At 52.4% G+C, this 16,910-nt stretch carries 14 protein-coding genes; 5 read left to right on the top strand and 9 right to left on the bottom strand.

Annotated features, from left to right (window positions below):
* Positions 1-29 precede the first annotated feature (29 nt).
* Complete coding sequence (locus CGC65_RS19675; protein ID WP_002565103.1) at positions 30-572, bottom strand: hypothetical protein; 543 nt, start codon at positions 570-572, stop codon at positions 30-32.
* A complete protein-coding gene (locus CGC65_RS19680; protein ID WP_002565104.1) occupies positions 569-1,543 on the bottom strand; it encodes a hypothetical protein in 975 nt (324 codons plus the stop codon). The genes CGC65_RS19675 and CGC65_RS19680 overlap by 4 nt, the downstream gene beginning before the upstream one ends.
* A 209-nt stretch (positions 1,544-1,752) precedes the next feature.
* Between CGC65_RS19680 and CGC65_RS19685 the strand changes: the two genes are divergently transcribed.
* Positions 1,753-2,721: a PfkB family carbohydrate kinase gene (locus tag CGC65_RS19685; protein ID WP_002565105.1), complete on the top strand. Its 969-nt coding sequence runs from the start codon at positions 1,753-1,755 to the stop codon at positions 2,719-2,721.
* Between the two features lie 254 nt (positions 2,722-2,975).
* Positions 2,976-4,307: an N-acetylmuramoyl-L-alanine amidase family protein gene (locus tag CGC65_RS19690; RefSeq protein WP_002565106.1), complete on the top strand. Its 1,332-nt coding sequence runs from the start codon at positions 2,976-2,978 to the stop codon at positions 4,305-4,307.
* 64 nt (positions 4,308-4,371) lie between these two features.
* Here CGC65_RS19690 and CGC65_RS19695 read toward each other — a convergent pair whose 3' ends face one another.
* The 5 genes from CGC65_RS19695 to CGC65_RS19715 are packed head-to-tail and all read right to left on the bottom strand — an operon-like array spanning position 4,372 to position 11,105.
* Positions 4,372-5,445 (bottom strand): ABC transporter permease, encoded by a 1,074-nt coding sequence (locus tag CGC65_RS19695; RefSeq protein ID WP_002565107.1) that lies wholly within the window; start codon positions 5,443-5,445, stop codon positions 4,372-4,374.
* Positions 5,442-7,124, bottom strand: a complete 1,683-nt coding sequence (locus CGC65_RS19700; RefSeq protein ID WP_002565108.1) for an efflux RND transporter periplasmic adaptor subunit — start codon at positions 7,122-7,124, stop codon at positions 5,442-5,444. The genes CGC65_RS19695 and CGC65_RS19700 overlap by 4 nt, the downstream gene beginning before the upstream one ends.
* Before the next feature lie 6 nt (positions 7,125-7,130).
* Positions 7,131-7,973 (bottom strand): carbohydrate ABC transporter permease, encoded by an 843-nt coding sequence (locus CGC65_RS19705; RefSeq protein ID WP_002565109.1) that lies wholly within the window; start codon positions 7,971-7,973, stop codon positions 7,131-7,133.
* The gene (locus CGC65_RS19710; RefSeq protein WP_002565110.1) at positions 7,970-8,881 is read right to left on the bottom strand and encodes a carbohydrate ABC transporter permease; all 912 of its coding nucleotides are present in this window, start codon (positions 8,879-8,881) and stop codon (positions 7,970-7,972) included. Before CGC65_RS19710 ends, CGC65_RS19705 begins: the two co-directional genes overlap by 4 nt.
* Positions 8,844-11,105, bottom strand: coding sequence for a type 2 periplasmic-binding domain-containing protein (locus tag CGC65_RS19715; protein WP_002565111.1), 2,262 nt, complete (start codon positions 11,103-11,105; stop codon positions 8,844-8,846). Before CGC65_RS19715 ends, CGC65_RS19710 begins: the two co-directional genes overlap by 38 nt.
* Positions 11,106-11,258: 153 nt before the next feature.
* On the opposite strand from CGC65_RS19715, the gene CGC65_RS19720 reads away from it, so the two are divergent.
* Both CGC65_RS19720 and CGC65_RS19725 read left to right on the top strand, forming a co-directional pair.
* The gene (locus CGC65_RS19720) at positions 11,259-11,945 is read left to right on the top strand and encodes a response regulator transcription factor (protein WP_002565112.1); all 687 of its coding nucleotides are present in this window, start codon (positions 11,259-11,261) and stop codon (positions 11,943-11,945) included.
* Entirely contained in the window at positions 11,938-13,278 is a 1,341-nt protein-coding gene (locus CGC65_RS19725) for a sensor histidine kinase (protein WP_002565113.1), read from the top strand. The genes CGC65_RS19720 and CGC65_RS19725 overlap by 8 nt, the downstream gene beginning before the upstream one ends.
* Here the strand turns inward: CGC65_RS19725 and CGC65_RS19730 are convergent.
* The gene (locus CGC65_RS19730) at positions 13,260-14,084 is read right to left on the bottom strand and encodes a Cof-type HAD-IIB family hydrolase (RefSeq protein ID WP_002565114.1); all 825 of its coding nucleotides are present in this window, start codon (positions 14,082-14,084) and stop codon (positions 13,260-13,262) included. The genes CGC65_RS19725 and CGC65_RS19730 overlap by 19 nt on opposite strands.
* A gap of 238 nt (positions 14,085-14,322) precedes the next feature.
* On the opposite strand from CGC65_RS19730, the gene CGC65_RS19735 reads away from it, so the two are divergent.
* On the top strand, positions 14,323-15,111 hold the full coding sequence (locus tag CGC65_RS19735) for a hypothetical protein (RefSeq protein ID WP_002565115.1): 789 nt from the start codon (positions 14,323-14,325) through the stop codon (positions 15,109-15,111).
* Here the strand turns inward: CGC65_RS19735 and CGC65_RS19740 are convergent.
* Positions 15,062-16,906, bottom strand: coding sequence for an alpha-amylase family protein (locus tag CGC65_RS19740; protein ID WP_002565116.1), 1,845 nt, complete (start codon positions 16,904-16,906; stop codon positions 15,062-15,064). The two genes, CGC65_RS19735 and CGC65_RS19740, sit on opposite strands and share 50 nt — an antisense overlap.
* Positions 16,907-16,910: the final 4 nt, after the last annotated feature.

Raw genomic sequence — 16,910 nt, forward strand, 5'->3', positions numbered from 1 at the left:
TATAATCTTCCTCCCTGCCCATCACCCTGTCAATATTCTGTTTTCTCCCCGGGCGCCCACACTGCCAGCTCCTTTACCAGCATGATGCGCCCAATTATTACACACACAGCTCCCGCGGTATTCCACCCGCTGCTTCCCAATACAACCGAGTATTCATAGGACGCCAGCCCTGCTGTCATCCATATGAGGTATCCAAGGGAGGAAGGTCCTTTTTTGCAGTTTTGCGTATACTGCCTGCCAAGCTCTCCGTAATGATTCAACGTACTGCACCCGCAGGCTGTCTCTGCCAGCATAAGGACTGCCGTGATCTGTATGGATATCCCTGTGCTCTGTCTCATGAACACTGCCAGAATCAGGTCCAGGATGGTAATGCCCAGCCACAGTCTGCCTGTCTGTTCCATCTTACGGTTCCACTCAAATCCTTCCCCGTCCCCCTCCCGTTCCAGCATCCTGAAACCGCTGCGAAATACAAGGCAGCCCACAATCCCCGGAACTATGGGTATCCCCATAAAATCAATGTGAAATGACAAAAGAAACATTCCCGCCATCATCCATTTTGCGGCCTCATTCACGGTTTAATCCCCCTTTCCTTCAGGTAACGGTATGTCTGCTTAAACCGGTCTGTGTTTCTGTTATTTTGCCGGTCCAGGTTCGTGGTAAACCAGGACTCTCCTCCTGAGCCGTCAGAACATTTCCACTGAATCAGAGCGGTATAGGGTTCAAATTGTTCCCTTATATCTCCGGTCCCTCGCCATGTAGATTCCACCAGAAAGGTATCCCCTTCTGTCATCGCAGCAGGCTCCCACTCCCATATATCCGTTCCGTCCACTGTAACCTTGAATTCTCCTCTTACCTGTTCCGGGTTTTGGATCTCAAAGCCTTCCAGACGGCAATCCCTTTGCACAAGATAGCGGGTCATGGAGGTTCCGTCGGAACTGGACGATCCTCCTGTGACCGTAACATATTCCATGGGCTTATCCAGAGTAAGGATGATTTGGCCTATGGACACCTCCTCCTCTGCGCCATCGCCGTATCTGACTTTTATGGTATCCAGAGTGATTCCTCTGGCTCCAAGGCTTCTGGCCGGCATCATCATCTTGACAAACAGCTGCTTAAACTGGTACCGGCCGTCCTGCACAGAGCCTGAATAGGACTGAAACAGGCCGCCTGCTCCGTCGTATGGGGTCATCCAGTATTCCCCTATGCCTTCCAGCTGGGGAAAGGTAATTTCCGCCACTTTGGAGGTATCCTCACTGTCCTGGATATAGTATATGGGAAATTCCTTCCACACATATCTGTCCTCACCGGCAGCGCTCCCTGCATCTACATCCGCATTCCCATCCGTACTCCCCATCGTATCCCCATCCATACCGCCATCCCAGTACATCTCCAGCTCTATGTGCATAGGAATAAACACAGGATGCCTCAGCGCAAAATAATGCTGCAGCAGACTGCCGGCCGCCACGATTAAAACTCCGGCTGTCATAAAAAAATAAAACAAAAACGCGGACTGATGAATGAATCGGTCTTTTGGCCTGTCCATACTGCCCTCCTCTTCTTTTTCTTCCTTAATTTTCCTTCCCTTTCTAATATTGTATATAATACAGGCCCGGGAAGCAAATTCATTTCCCTTTCGTTTCCCTTACATTTTACACAGGATTGCATACTCTGTTCAAATAGTATATCCTTAGTTATAAGCAGCAGTGCTTATACTGCACCATATAAAAATATGATTCATGGGAGGAAATAAAATTGAAGCAGGCATTGATCATCGGTTCCACTGTGGCGGACGTGACCGTCAGACTGCCCCATCTGCCCGTTACCGGCGAGGATGTGATTGTGGAGAGCCAGTCCATGTCCCTGGGAGGATGCGCCTATAATGTGTCGGAAATCCTCCGCCAGTCCGGTGTCCCATACACCCTGTTTTCTCCAGTTGGGACAGGGATTTACGGCAACTATGTAAGGGAACATCTAAAACGGAAGCAGATTCCCATTCTCATCCCCGCGCCTGCGGCAGATAACGGCTGCTGTTACTGTTTTGTGGAAGAATCAGGTGAGCGGACCTTTGCGGCCCTTCACGGCGCGGAATACCGTTTTGAAAGGCAGTGGTTCAGCCTGGCAGAATCCCTGTCCGTGGGATCTGTCTATGTGTGCGGGCTGGAACTGGAGGAGGATACAGGGGGCTTCATACTGGATTACCTGGAAGAGCACCCGGAATACACTGTATACTTTGCGCCGGGTCCCAGAATCAGCTTCATCCCCCAAAGCAGTCTAAGGCGCATGTTTTCCCTGTCTCCCATCCTGCATCTCAATAGAGATGAAGCCCTGGAATATACAGGCACCACAGGAAGCCCTGAGAATAAAAAACCGTGGAAAAAAGCGGACCTCCCCTGCCGGGAATACAGGTTAGAAGCATGTCTGCCGGAGGCTGCCTCCCGTCTTACAGCCCTTACCCGCAATCATGTCATCATCACCCTGGGAGCCCATGGCGCGTTCCATATGGAGCCTTCGGGAAAGCATGCCTTGATTCCCGGCTGTCCGGCACGGCAGGTGGATGCCACCGGGGCCGGGGACAGCCACATGGGTGCAGTGATTGCATGCCGCATGAAGGGTTTTCCCATGGACAAAGCCATCCGCACAGCCAACCGTATATCTGCCGCTGTGGTGGAACACGCCGGAGCCGGGCTGGACGATGAGGATTTTCTGCGCCTGAATGCCTGAGATGCTTTGATTGCCTGGGATGCTTTGATTGCCTGGGATGCTTCGATTGCCCGGGGTGCTTCGATTGCCTGGGATGCTTCGATTGCCTGGGATGTTTTGGAAGAAAATTGTAAAGATACGTAATAGGTTTGAAATTGAACTACGCTATCTCATGGAATATAATAAAAATGGAATATAATAAAATCATGGCAGGAACCACTGCGGCCCAAGCAGCCTCATGGTTCCGGGGAGAAATGTTTGAGGAGGAAAAGAATATGATGACCAGAGATTGGAATGCCCGCGGCACAAAGGCCTGCGTCCGGCCTGTTCTGCGCTGTTTGTTCCTTCTCATGATATTCACTGTTTTCATGGGAATTACGGCATTTGCAGCTGCAGAAAAAATTGACACGGTAAAATTATCATTCACATGCGATCCTGTCCCAAAAGCAGGAGAAGCACCGGGGACCGTGACTGCCAAGACCGGCAGCAGGGAGTTCACCGTAAAAAGCACTGAGTATACCAATGATGTGGAGGTATGGAGCCTGGGAGACAAACCCAGGGTCAGGGTGGTTCTGGAGGCGGCAGACGGATACCGTTTCTCCTACACCACATCCAGCCATTTCAAGCTCAGCGGACGCGGCGCGGATTTTATCAAGGCCAAGATATCCGACAGCGGCAGCACCCTGAACCTGGAGTGCTATCTCAGCCAGGCAGACGGAAAACCCGGTAAAATACAGGGACTGGACTGGAGCGGATTCCGCGCCAGATGGGATAAGGCAGAAGAAGATATAAAGCATTATGAAGTCCGCCTGTACCGCAACAGGAATCTTGTGACCACTGTCACTGCTTCCGGCACCTCTTATGACTTCCGAAATGAAATCACCCGGGCCGGCGATTACACCTTCCGGGTGCGGACCATTGCCCGGTATGCGGACAGAGCCGGGGACTGGTCTGAGTATTCCGATGAAAATACGGTCACGGAACGCCAGGTTTCAAGCAATGGAAACGGCTCCTGGATCCAGAACCAGTATGGCTGGTGGTACAGATACTATGATGGGGGATACCCTTCTAATACCTGGGAAAAAATCAATAATACATGGTATTATTTCAACAGGGACGGGTACATGCTGAACGGATGGCAGCAAATAAGCGGCTCCTGGTATTATCTTGGCGCAAACGGAGCCATGACCCGTGGCTGGCAGTCTGTCAACGGACGCTGGTACTATATGAACGGCGACGGCGTCATGCTCACCGGGTGGCAGTATCTCGGCGGACGCTGGTATTTCCTGGACGGCAGCGGCGCCATGCTCACCGGATGGCAGTTTATCAACGGACGCTTGTATTTCCTGGACAGCAGCGGCGCCATGCTCACCGGATGGCAGTTTATCAACGGGGCCTGGTATTTCCTGGACGGCAGCGGCGCCATGCTTACCGGGTGGCAGTTCATCAACGGACACTGGTATTACATGAATGACAGCGGCATCATGCTCACCGGGTGGCAGTTCATCAACGGGGCCTGGTACTACCTGGATGGCAGCGGCGCCATGTATGCAGACCAGACAACACCGGACGGTTATTATGTGGACGGCAGCGGAAAGCGGAATTAGTATATACCAAAGGCAGTTGTAAACAAAACCGCACAGCTTCAGGGCGCCCCGGAGAGAACCTGTTTTACTCTCCGGGACGCCCTGTACATTTTACTCCCCACAGGACGCCTCCCGCTGTGCCTGCAAAGCTGCAGAACAAACACAATAACAGCCTGCTCTTCATCTGCGCCAGCCACCAGACATCCCCAGCCTCCCCCACGGCCGCCATATCAGAACGCAGTTCCTCTATTTTCCCGGACCAGAATTCAAAATCAGACCATCTGCTGGGAATCAAATCAGGAGGTATCTTAAGCTCCAGCTTCCATGCCAGGAATAAGCCCGCCAAAAAAAATACGGCAGCCAGGATGAATGCCTTTGCCCTCGTCTTTGCCCTCATCTTTGCTCCCGCCTTTGCCCCCCTTCTTCCCATCAGGACGGAGAGCGCCCATACCGAAGTTATCCACAGGGGCAGACACGCTCCAAGGCCGGCGGCAGCGGAAACATACGCTCCGTCCACCAGGACCTTGCCGGACTTAATCTCATTCCTGTAAAGAAAATTTACCGCTGCTGCTTTTCCTGTCTCCATCCCATGGGATGTCCCTTCCTCCCCCGTACGCCCTTCTCCGCTCCTTGCGTATGTAAACATCATATACCGCATGGCGTCTTTGTCCTTGGCAGGCAGCAGTATGACATGGGATGAGTCATCTGTGACTCCCCGTATCTTGTAAGGTTTCTGCCTGCACCAGATGTATTTTCCCGCTACATCCAGACCTCCGAACAGTTCCATGGCCAGACCGCTGCTGATAAGGCATCCGTCCTGGTCCGAGCGGTAGCCGTATGTTCCTCCAATCAGCCTGGAATATGACGCCATTTCCATGAGTCCGTATACAGCGATGCAGTCCGCCTCCCCGGACCTTCCCAGTCCGGGGTTCATTACCTTCAGCCTTTTTGCACGGGACCATGCTGTGATTTCAGGCAGCATATTCCTGCCTTGTTCCTGTTCACTGTCCAGTGCATGGGTAATCAGCTGTTTCTCTACCGCGTCCCCTTCCCCAAAGTACATGAATACATGGCAGCCGGCATCCCTCATGGTCCAGGCCAGGATGGTCCCAAAGCCCCATAAGGCGGCAATGAGTATAAGTATGATCCATTTTTTCATTCTTCCACCACCCTGACCCGGTCTCCTTCACTCACTGGTTTGCTGGATTCTGTAATCAGCTTCATATCCTTTGTCACAGGACCTGACACAGCAGCGGCAGAACTGCTCTTTTCCAGTACATCCACCTGGATTCTCACCGCCTTTTGTTCGTCACCCAGTATGGTTTTTTCCGGCTCTGCAGCCAGACAGTAATATCCTTTATTATCCTCACGCAGTGCCTCAATGGGAATGACACAAGGGTATGCCCCGGACTCCATGTTCACGGTAAAGGATACCAGGTCTCCCAGCCTTCCCTCGCCTTCCTGTATCCAGGCTGTTACCTGGATTTTCCCGCCCTCTGCCATCTGGTCCACGGATTCCACTTCTGTTTCCACATTCTTTGACTGTCCCGCCATCTTCACCTGCATCATGACACCCTTTTTCAGAAGACCTGCCCCGGCTGTCTCCTTGTCAATCTGTGCCCTCATCTCCAGGCCTCCCACAGCCAGCCTGAGCTGGTGTCCGTCCTGTATCCTGTCCCCTGCCTGTAATCCGGTATCCACTACAACCCCATCCACCGGTGCCTTGATTTGTCCTTTGTTATCTATGAATTGCTCTATCTTTCCCAGCTTTTTCTGAATTTCCTCCATGTCAAGCTTCATGGACTCCTGTTTCAGACCGGACATCTCCCTTCCGGCAGCTTCCCCTGCCGCTGTACCGGCATCCGATACCCTCGCATTTTCCACCTTTTCCATGGCCTGATACAGGACTTCCTCCAAATCCTGAACCTTTCTTCCAGCTTCCTTAAGCTTCTCATCCTCAGCCTTTAATGCATCCTCATACGCCTTTAGCAAGTCGTCCTGATTTTCCCTTTCCCCGTAATCCACATCCTCATAATCTTCCTCGGCCGCATACATTTTTGCCCTGGCCTCCTCCACCTTCAGGTCCTCTTCCTCCCGGATGTCCTCCAAATCCTCCCCCGCTCTCTCAAGTTCCAGCTCAGCCCGTTCCAGCTCTTCATCGGACCCCCCTTGCTCCTCCAAACGGTCCAGTTTTTTCTGTTTATCCTCCACCTCCCGCTCCGCCTTTCTCACAGCAGAATCCCTGGATTTCTGGGCTGACTCATATGATCTTCTGGCACTTTTCATGGCCTTGCGGTTATCCTCCTTCACCTGTTCCCTGGTTCTGTTCTTTTTCTGCACATAATCGTGTTCCAGCTCAATGGATGCCTGCTCATGGTCCTCCTTCGCCTCCGCAAAATCCTGGTTTCCCAGCTCCAGGGCTCTCTGGGCAGCGGCCAGCTGCTGCAGAGCCAGGGTCTCTTCAGTCACCCGCGGCACTGAGGCAAGGGACATCTGTTCCTGTTTCAGCGCCAGCTCTGCCTTTTTGTATTCCAGGGACAGGGCGTCGCGCTCCTCCTCAAGTCCTTCCATCTGAAGGGTCAGGACCGTGTCTCCTGCCTTAACGGATTGTCCGGGCCTGGCTGCAATTTCCTCCACCTGCATATTCTCCGGCAGTGATATGTATACCGTTCTTCCGGCAGTAAGCTCTCCCTCTCCCTGTATTGTGTAGAGAACCACATCCTGCTTTCCAAACCCTGTATTCACCCGTATGACGGTAAAGGAGTCCATGGCTCTGGACAGAAAGGTCAGGGCAGCCATGAGGGCCAGGAATATGGCCGCTGCTTTTTTCACGTTCATTGACTCTCACTCCTTGATTCCTGATGCGGCAATCCCCTGCTCCAGCGTCTCCTGTCCCATAAGGAACAAAAGAACAGGAAGCACCATCATAATGACCGAGGCAGACCAGGCAGCACCTGCCTTATCAGCCGTAATGTCCGGCAGGTAAAGGGACAGCGGCCAGAGTCTCTGCTCCTTTAAAAATGTCATGGGCTGTTCAATGGCATTCCAGTATTCCAGGAATCCCAGCACCAGCATTGAAATGATTCCCGGCCGTCCCACCGGTATTCCTACCTTCATAAATATAGAAAAGTCACCGGCTCCGTCCAGCCTGGCCGCCTCTATGAGAGGCGTTGGGATGGATGCAAAGAATTTTGTCATGATAAAGACGGGAAAAGCGGAAAAGATTCCCGGCAGAATGACAGCCAGATGGGTATTTAAAAGATGGAACCGCTTAAGGACCAGATAACTCGGGACCATGGTCACCTGAAAGGGCTGCATCATGAGAATGATATAGAAAAGAAACAATGCCCTCTTTCCGGGAAAACAGAAATGGGCAAAGGCCCAGGCGCCCGGAAGGGCTATAAGCAGCTGCCCTGCCAGCACCAGCCCGGTCTGCAGACAGGAATTCCAAAACATAACATAAAATCCCGGTGAATCCAAAAGCAGCTCCACAAAGGGGCTCAGGGTTGGGTAGGAGGGAATAAAAGCTGCCTTTATGGGAGCGTTTCCCATGCCAAAGACAGCACCGAAACGTTCCAGCATTTCCCCTTCGGACATCAGCGCGCTGCCTGCCATGAGTAAAAGGGGAAGCCATATAAAAAGACACAGCAAAACGAGGACCGCATGTATTAAAATACGTTTTATCATCTCTTTTTCCTTTTCCAGGTCCACAGCAGCACCGGAATCATAATGGATACCTCCACCATCACGGATGCCGCGCTCATCTTCTGAATGTCCAGGGATACGAACCAATGGTTGAACAGGTGCTGGAGCATATAGATACTCTCATGTGGGTAATCCCCTGATATCAGGTATGCCTCCCTGAACACCTTAAAGGAATTGATAACAGACAACACCAGCACCAGAAAGGCCGTACTTTTCAGCCCCGGCAGAGCAATATGGAAAAAGCTCTGCCAGGAACCGGCTCCGTCCACCTTTGCTGCCTCAAAAAGCTCTTTTGGAATTCCGTCCAGTCCGGCCAGCCAGAGCATCATATCGTAGCCTGTGTTTTTCCATATATAGGTCAATACCAGGATATAAAAAGCACTTCCCTGATTCAGCCAGTCCTGGCTGCTCCCGCCTGCCCATACCACCATCTGGTCAAGAATCCCCTGGGGATAAAACAACAGCTTCCACAACAGTACAACGGAGGCCACCGGTATGGCCATTGGAAGCAGAATGGTTGTTTTATACAGGCTCCGGCTGTCCGCAGCTCCCGTCATAAGGATGGAAACCCACAGTGAAAAGGCCATCAGCACAGGGATGCACACCAGGATAAAATGCAGGGTATTCTTTACAGCCAGCCGGAATGCCTGGCTGTGAAAGACCTGTATAAAATTCTCCATTCCCACAAACTGTCCGCCCACTGCCTGAAAAAAGGAGCGGACCACCACATTCACAAAGGGTATGAGCACAAATACGGCTGTCCCCGCCAAACTTGGGGCCAGGAACAGCCATGGCCTCAGATTCCTGAGATAAATGCCAAATCGGTTCCCGGAAGATTGATTTATAGCTTTTCTACTCCGAAAAATACAGCATTGCCTTGTTCTGCGCATTCTGAGCCGCCTGTTCCAGGGACAATCTCCCCTCAAAATATCCCTTTGTCTCATTGATGATAATATCCGTCAAAACCCGGTCCATCCGAATGGGGTGATCCGCCTTTGCCGCCACATCAAACACCAGCTGGCGTTCTTCCTTTGTAGGCCAGCTGCCGGTCAGCTCGTAACCGTCATCTCCGCTGACTGCAACGGATGTATCCTTATTATCTTCCCGATCCACCCAGTCCCGGACTGCCAGGGTATTGACCGGAAGGCCATCTGAAAGGTCCTTTGACTGGACGTCGCGTCCCAGCACAAAGAGAATGAATTCCCTTGCCATCTCCTTATTTTGGCAGGCCTGGTTGATTCCCATGGTGCCTGAGGGCAGGTAGGAGGCGTTTACATTTTCCATGGTAAATCCGTGTTTTCTCTGTACTGCCAGAGGCAGCAGGATATTGTACATGCCATCTATCTTGTCGATTGCAACGGCACTCATCCCCTGGTCCACACGGCTATATTCGCTGCCCAAAAGTCCGTCCAATCCCGGCATAAGGTTATAGACATTGCCCCGTCCCCCATCCTCGGATTTATCAAAGGCAGACTTGGCGCCATTTGCCTCTCCCAGGACCTTCACTGTCTCCAGCAGCTCCTTAATTTTATCCGGATACGGCTTTCCTGTCCGCATATCCACGACTTCATCGTACCGCAGCATCAGTATCTGGCGCAGCAGACTTTCATAATTGGTTTTGGGCCGCAGGGGAAGATGGGACGGATCCTCCTGGTAGGCCCTCATGGCTTCCATGGACACCAGGCTGGCTGCGGCCTGGCTGTCCCCATAGGCAGCCAGCAGCGTCATCCTGGTGGGAATCTGGTAAATACTCCCGCTTTCCTCTGTATAAGGCTTTGACACCTGCTCTGTCAGCTCTCCCGAAGCTATCATGGGGCTTAAGAAATCCTTCATATCCTCAAGAATCCCCTTTTCTATATAGGATTCCGCCGGGAGACCGTCAAGAACCAGCAGGTCTGCCCCATTTCCGCCTAAAAGCTCTGTATTGAGAGCTCTTATGGTATCAGATACCGTGGTGCTGCCCGACGTGATCTGGCCGTCAATCAATTCCACCCTGACATCCGGGTGTTCCAGCTGGAACATAGATGCAGCCTGGTGAATGGTATCTGTCTGTTCCAGGTTCAGCCCATATACAGTCAGCGTCTGGGTGGGCACGGAAGGCATCTGAGGGTCATAGGTATAATGCTTCAGCTCTTCCTTGTCATCCTGGGACATCCAGACATAAAAATCATTCTGGTTTCCCGCAAACAGCTTCCTGAGATTGGCGCTTGGAAGGCTCAGGGAATTAAGGGTGCCGTCAGCAACAGTCTCCCACAGGCTTCCCCCCTGGTTCATATGGTGGATTCCCCGGGGATTGGCAATGTATATTCCCCCGCTGCCGTCCGATGCCATGGGGGCCCACATGTCAAAATCTGGTGACTGAAATGGTATCTCCTCTTTGGCGGACGCCGACATGCCGGAAATATCGTAGCTGATATAGGAGCTTTCGCTGTACGTGATATACCGGTTTCCCTTGAGCAGGCCTGTTCCCTTCCATTCCATGGAACTCCACTGCTGGGGCAGTGAAAGAACCAGTTCTCCTTCAGGCGTGTACACATCCGTCACCCTGCTGTGAGACAGGAAAATAAGTCCCTCCTCGGACACCGCCGCAAAATCAGGCCTCACATCGTAATATCCCTGGTCATTTTTAACGGAAAACACCGGGTCCAAAAGCATCATGGGTTCCTGTCCCTCTGTCAGCTTCATCATATATGTCTTATAATCATCCCCGCCCTGGTACAGCACATACCGGTTTTTGTCCTCTCCCCATATCATATGCAGGGTCCCGTACGGAAACTCCAGTCCCTCCAGCAGGCTGTTGTCCTGTTTCTCCCACTTTTCACCCGTCCATATGTATCTGGAAGCTTTTTTGTCTTTGACCGTATACAGCTCCAGAACCTGGTCCCCTGTCTGGATGATATCGGCGGCTGTCTCCCCTTCTTCCAGGGAAATGCTTATACTGCTCTCCGCATATCTCCCCATCGGTCCCTCCTGCTGCTTTTCCTCCTGTGTCTTTGATTTTGTCTGCTGTTCACCTGTGCTGCCGCCTGCTGTACCGGACGGCGCAGCGCAGCCCCACAAACATCCTGACAGTATGCTGACAGCCAGACACAGGCTCATAAGTTTATTTTTCATTGTCATTTCTCCTCCCGGACAATCTTCATGTCCCCTGTATCATACCAGACAAATCTCTAAAAAAACTTAAAATTTGGAAGAATTTCTTTTAGGTTTTTTAGAGATTTGTCTGATATAATGGTTTTATATATCAATAACAATGAGGATGGTACAATGCGGATTCTATTGGTTGAAGATGATAAGGAATTATGTGACGCCATAAAGCTCCAGCTGGAGCGGGCGGGATACGAGACTGACTGCTGCGGCCAGGGGCAGGAAGCCTTTTATTATGCATCGGAATACCCCTACGATGTGATCATACTGGACCGGATGCTTCCCCAGATGGACGGGCTTGGCGTCCTGGGCGGCTTAAGGAGAATGAATATTACCACACCGGTCATCATCACCACTGCCCTGGACGGCATCAACGACAGGATTGACGGCCTGGACGCAGGCGCCGACGATTATCTGGTGAAGCCTTATGCTGCCGGGGAACTGCTTGCCAGAATCCGGGCCCTTACCAGGCGGCCGGGAAATTTTAAGCAGAGTCCCTCGGCCGCCTGCTCCAACATCAGCCTGGATCCGGAGAAAAGGGAGCTCACAGGACCCCTGGGAACCCTGCAGCTGAGCAAACGCGAATCCGCCCTGATGGAATACCTGATTCGCAATAAGGGCCAGGTCCTCCCCAGGGGGCTGATTCTCTCTTACATATGGGGTCCTGACTCAGATGTGGAGGAGGGGAATCTGGACAACTATATCTATTTTCTGAGACGTCGTCTCAAATCCATAGGAGCCCTGCCCCAGATTAAGACGGTCCACGGAATCGGATACCGCCTGGAAATCGGAGGGACCCATGATTAAGCAGCTCCGGCGGCAGCTTACCGCCCTTTTTACCATTACCACCGGACTGATTCTGACCCTGGTGGTCATCGGCATCCTGGTCATAAGCGCCAGGGAATTCAATAAAAAAACCCTGGACTCCTTTCAGAACCAAATCCTGAACATCACCTCACGGCTCCAGTCCGGCTCCACCGTCAGCTGTACCTGGCTGTCCAGGCTGGAAAGCGATAACCGCCTGATTATACATATCGAGGACAACGGCAGGCCTCTTCTCTACCACGGTTCCTGGACTCCGGACACCAGGCGGGACACCTTAATCATGCGGGCCAGGGAAGCTGCCATGGCCGAGCGCATTGACCCGTCATCAAGGCCGGTATCCTCATCTCTTCTCAGAAGCTCTGTATTTACAGTGACAGGAGACAGCAATGACACCTATCTGGGCAGCGTGCTTGTTCTTCCCACGCAGACAGGATTTCAGAGTCTTACACTGCTGGCCAGCAAGGACTCCATGGGATTCGGCCTGTTCCGTCAGGGTATCCTGTTCCTTCTTCTCAATCTGGCTGGTATCGCCGCGCTGATGTGCGTCAGCTGGATATTGGTGGGGAAGTCCTTAAAACCGTTGGCAGAAAGCCAGAAACAGCAGAATGAATTCATAGCGGCGGCATCCCATGAGCTGCGGGCTCCCCTTGCCGTCATCCGCTCCAGCATATGCGCTGCACGGACAGCTCCTGACCAGAGAGAAAAATTCATGGCTAATATAGACCGGGAATGTTCCCGCATGTCCTGTCTGGTGGGGGACATGCTGCTTCTGGCCTCGGCCGACACCGGACAGTGGAGTCTCAGGACCTCCTCCCTGGACATGGATACCCTTCTAATCAGTATCTACGAACGGTTTGAACCGCTGTACCAGGACAAGGGCGTCTGCCTGAAGCTGGACCTGCCCGAAGCCTCACTTCCCAGGATATACGGCGATGAAAACCGCCTGGAACAGATTTTTGCCGTCCTCCTGGACAATGCCCTGCGCTACACGCCAAAAGGACGCAGTGTCACTGTTGCCGCATCCGTACAGACAGATAAGCATCTGCTCTCCCGCAGCCGGAGCATAGTCTGCCTCACCGTGTCAGATCAGGGCAGCGGCATGGATGACGAGACCAAGAAGCATATATTTAACCGGTTCTACCGGGGAGACAGCGCCAGAAGCCACAAGCAGAATTACGGATTGGGGCTCAGTATTGCAAAGGAGCTGGTACAGCTCCACAAAGGCACCATAAGCGTGTCGGATTCACCGGACGGAGGCGCCTGTTTCCTGGTCCGTCTGCCCGCCGTACCCGAATCTCACGCTTCCAGCAGGTAACGGTCCACTGCCTCGGCGCAGCCGTCGTGGTCATTGTCAGCCACCACCACATCGCACAGTTCCTTTATGTGCGGCAGGGCATTGCCCATGGCAACAGAGAGACCGGCAATCCGAAGCACCTGGGCGTCATTATCGGCATCTCCCACAATGATGGTCTTATGAAGCGGTATGTCCAGATGTCCGCACAGCCACACCAGGCCGCTGGCCTTACTGACATTACGGGGGGACAGCTCCAGGGAAGCGCCTTCCGCAAAGGCAATAGCAAGGGGAAGCCCGCATATCCTGGAATGAAGCCGTTCCCGGATGTCAGCGGAGGCGGAAAACAGGTTCAGCTTCTCCACCGGGAAGGGATGTTTCCTGTAAAGGGCCCCAATGTCATCCGTCTTATTCACTACCCGGTCCATCATCTCCTGGTAGACGCCCATATGGTAATGGCTGGTATCCGCCACCTGGCTTGCGTTTGCCAGAGCCTGTCCGCCGCTCATCATGTATACCATCACATCCTCATGGGCAGCTGTTTCAAGAACCTGTTCCACCAAATCCCGGGGCAGGGTCTCTGAATGGAGGATGCTCTGGTTCACCGCGTCGTAAATCAGGGCGCCGCTTTCGCATACATAGTGGCTGACATTGGCAAGGACATCCCTGAATTCCTCCAGCTCGCTGATACAGCGGCCGGTGGATAATATGACGCGTTTTCCCATACGGGCGGCGCGGTTTACGGCTTCAAGCGTACGGTGTGATATGGTCTTTTGGCTGTTCAGTATGGTGCCGTCCATATCAAAACCAATTAATTCATAGTGACTCATGAAGGTTCCTCTTTCATTTCCATTTTTCTCTCCTAAAGAATACACCCCATTTCCCAAAGTATCAATAACAAACTCACAGCTTCCCTCATGTTTTTTCCCATTCCCCTTTCTCATGGAATCGTAAGAATTTTTCAGCTTTTCTTCAAGTCTTATGGAGCTGATTGTATTATATTGGTTGTATGGAAGTATGATGGTCCGGAAATATGATTGGCCTTTATTGGCAGGAAGGGAGCGTTTCATGAAAGAAAAACACAGATTGATTCCTGTATTGATTTTCGCATTTATTTTGACTGTCCTGTGCACGGCTGCCGTATCACGTTGGTACCTGCTGCACCAGAAAGGCGGTACCTATAACTCCATTCTCCTGGGAAAGTTGGTTTCCAGCGACGGCAGGAAGCTGGTTTTACAGGGAAATATCACAAATCCCCAAGGCAGGAACGGACAGTATGCCATCACATACAGCCCCGGTATAACCGCGGCTGACAAAACCAAGGATTCTCATATAACACCGCCCACCGCCATCCCGCAGCTCCTTGTCACATACGGACCGGACAAAACGGAAATTCCTTCTTTTTCAGGAGGATATCAATTATATACGCCGGATGATGAGGGGACAGCAGAGGCTGTCATTGCCTGCGGAGCCGAACCTCTCTCCTATCTGGTCGGAAAGGTGCCGGACATTCCCTACGTCAAATTGGGGACAGATATTTCCCTGGATTTCAGGGAAGGCACTGTCCCAGATTCGGTCACGGTTCAGGACCTCATACTCCGCGGCGACGGCTCCCCGAAATACACGGAACAGGTCACAGAGGAATTCACCCTGGCCTGTTCCGGCAGCGCGGCCTGTTTTACCCTGGATATCAACAGCGCGGCTTTACTGAGTTCTGATATGTCTTCGTATGAAGAAGCAGGTATTTTGAGAGGTTTTCGTGTAAACTGCCGGTGGGATGACAACAGCACGGCGGAATACGGCTTTGTCATCCGCACTGACGCTTCATCCACAGAAATCCGTAACCAGGCAGACTGACACCGGATGCTTCCATGAGATCTCCTGTAACCATATCCCCATACATTCCGTCCCTTTCATCAACCCACGCAGTACGGCGTTCGCCGCTGAAATTAAAGAGACCGATGAGTTTTTTGCCTCTGCCGTCCTGCCTTACCATACCCAGGACAGAGTTGTCCCAAGTCTCCAAGGTGCGGAAAGGACACCCGGCATCCAATAGGGGTTCCCCGGCCCGTATGGCCTCCAATTGTTCCAGATTATGGAAAATACGATTCTGGACTGTTTCTGGTTCATTTATCCGTTCCACCAGATCCCATTGAAATTCTCCCCTGTGTATATACCGGGAGTCCGGTGCCTTTTCGGGATTGTCCTTATAGGTGTAGTCATTGACCTGTCCCACCTCGTCCCCGCTGTAAAGCACAGGGATGCCCGACTGAAACAGCATGAACGCGTGGAGCATGGTATCCAGCCTGACAGCCTCCTCCATGGCCTGCCTGTCATGGCAGAATCCTGCTTTTTCCACACCGCACATGGAGGCGGTGGTTCCGCAGAACCGGGCGTCGCCCGTGGCCGGGTCGTCATTGTACAGGACGCCCCGGCTGAAACTCTCCGGTATCCTTCCTGTAAAGAAATCATTCAGAAATTTCTTATGGGGAACCTGCCTCATCCCCCACCTTTCCAAAAGAGGATAATCCAGTCCCCAGCCTATATCATCGTGACACCGCAGATAATTGAGGAAGGTACAGGCAGAGGGCAGGGAACTGACCGTCTCCATCTGGCTTTTTAAGAGCCTTACATCCTTTGTGGCTGCCGTGTTCCAGATGGCCGCCATGGTGGTCACATTGTAGAGCATATGACATTCCGGCTTTTCCACGGTTCCGAAATAAGGAGCCACCTTCTCCGGCTCCATGACCACCTCCCCCAGCAGCAGGATACCGGGACACACGATTTCGCCAATCACGCGCATCATCCTGACAATGGTGTGGACCCTGGGAAGATTGCGGCAGTCCGTCCCCAATTCCTTCCATATATAGGGAACCGCGTCAATCCTCAGCACATCCACCCCGCGGTTTGCCAGGTAAAGAAAATTGAACATCATCTCATTAAAGACAACAGGATTTCTGTAATTCAGGTCCCACTGATAAGGATAAAAGGTGGTCATCACATACTGCCCTGTTTCAGGCAGACAAGTGAAGTTTCCCGGCGCCGTGGCGGGAAATACCTGGGGCACCGTCTCCTCAAACATAGAGGGAACCGTCCAGCTGTCAAAGAAAAAATATCTGTCCTGATATTCCTTTTCCCCTGCCCTTGCCCTTTTCGCCCACCCATGATCCTCCGACGTATGGTTCATCACAAAATCCAGGCAAAGGCTGATGCCTCTGTCGTGGCATTCATGGGCCAGCTGCTCCAGGTCCTCCATGGTTCCCAAATCCTCCCTCACCTTTCTGAAGTCAGATACGGCATAACCTCCGTCCGAACGCCCCCTGGGGGTATCTAAAAGAGGCATCAGGTGGAGATAATTCACATGGCACTGAGCAATATAATCCAGCTTGCCTTCCACGCCCTTCAGGCTGCCGGCAAAATGATCCGCGTACATCATCATGCCCAGCATGGAGCTCTTTCTGTACCAGCACGGGTCCTCCTCTCTGGCAGCGTCCAGCGCTCTGAGACACCCTGCGCGCTCCTTGTAAAACCCTTCCATTCCCTTTAACAGCCCGTCAAACATATCCTGACTGTTGTAGAGCTCCATATACAGCCATTTCAGTTCGTCCATATGCTTATCCAGACGTTTTCTGTAGATGTTATCGCGCTTCATCCCC

Origin of the sequence: Enterocloster bolteae, assembly GCF_002234575.2 — a bacterium.
Classification (GTDB): Bacteria; Bacillota; Clostridia; order Lachnospirales; family Lachnospiraceae; genus Enterocloster; species Enterocloster bolteae.

Coding starts and splice junctions, on each gene's coding strand:
- CGC65_RS19725 (WP_002565113.1), top strand. CDS start 11,938: ATGATTAAGCAGCTCCGGCGGCAGCTTACCGCCCTTTTTACCATTACC.
- CGC65_RS19700 (WP_002565108.1), bottom strand. CDS start 7,124: ATGAACGTGAAAAAAGCAGCGGCCATATTCCTGGCCCTCATGGCTGCC.
- CGC65_RS19735 (WP_002565115.1), top strand. CDS start 14,323: ATGAAAGAAAAACACAGATTGATTCCTGTATTGATTTTCGCATTTATT.
- CGC65_RS19715 (WP_002565111.1), bottom strand. CDS start 11,105: ATGAAAAATAAACTTATGAGCCTGTGTCTGGCTGTCAGCATACTGTCA.
- CGC65_RS19710 (WP_002565110.1), bottom strand. CDS start 8,881: ATGCGCAGAACAAGGCAATGCTGTATTTTTCGGAGTAGAAAAGCTATA.
- CGC65_RS19680 (WP_002565104.1), bottom strand. CDS start 1,543: ATGGACAGGCCAAAAGACCGATTCATTCATCAGTCCGCGTTTTTGTTT.
- CGC65_RS19690 (WP_002565106.1), top strand. CDS start 2,976: ATGATGACCAGAGATTGGAATGCCCGCGGCACAAAGGCCTGCGTCCGG.
- CGC65_RS19705 (WP_002565109.1), bottom strand. CDS start 7,973: ATGATAAAACGTATTTTAATACATGCGGTCCTCGTTTTGCTGTGTCTT.
- CGC65_RS19695 (WP_002565107.1), bottom strand. CDS start 5,445: ATGAAAAAATGGATCATACTTATACTCATTGCCGCCTTATGGGGCTTT.
- CGC65_RS19720 (WP_002565112.1), top strand. CDS start 11,259: ATGCGGATTCTATTGGTTGAAGATGATAAGGAATTATGTGACGCCATA.
- CGC65_RS19740 (WP_002565116.1), bottom strand. CDS start 16,906: ATGAAGCGCGATAACATCTACAGAAAACGTCTGGATAAGCATATGGAC.
- CGC65_RS19730 (WP_002565114.1), bottom strand. CDS start 14,084: ATGAGTCACTATGAATTAATTGGTTTTGATATGGACGGCACCATACTG.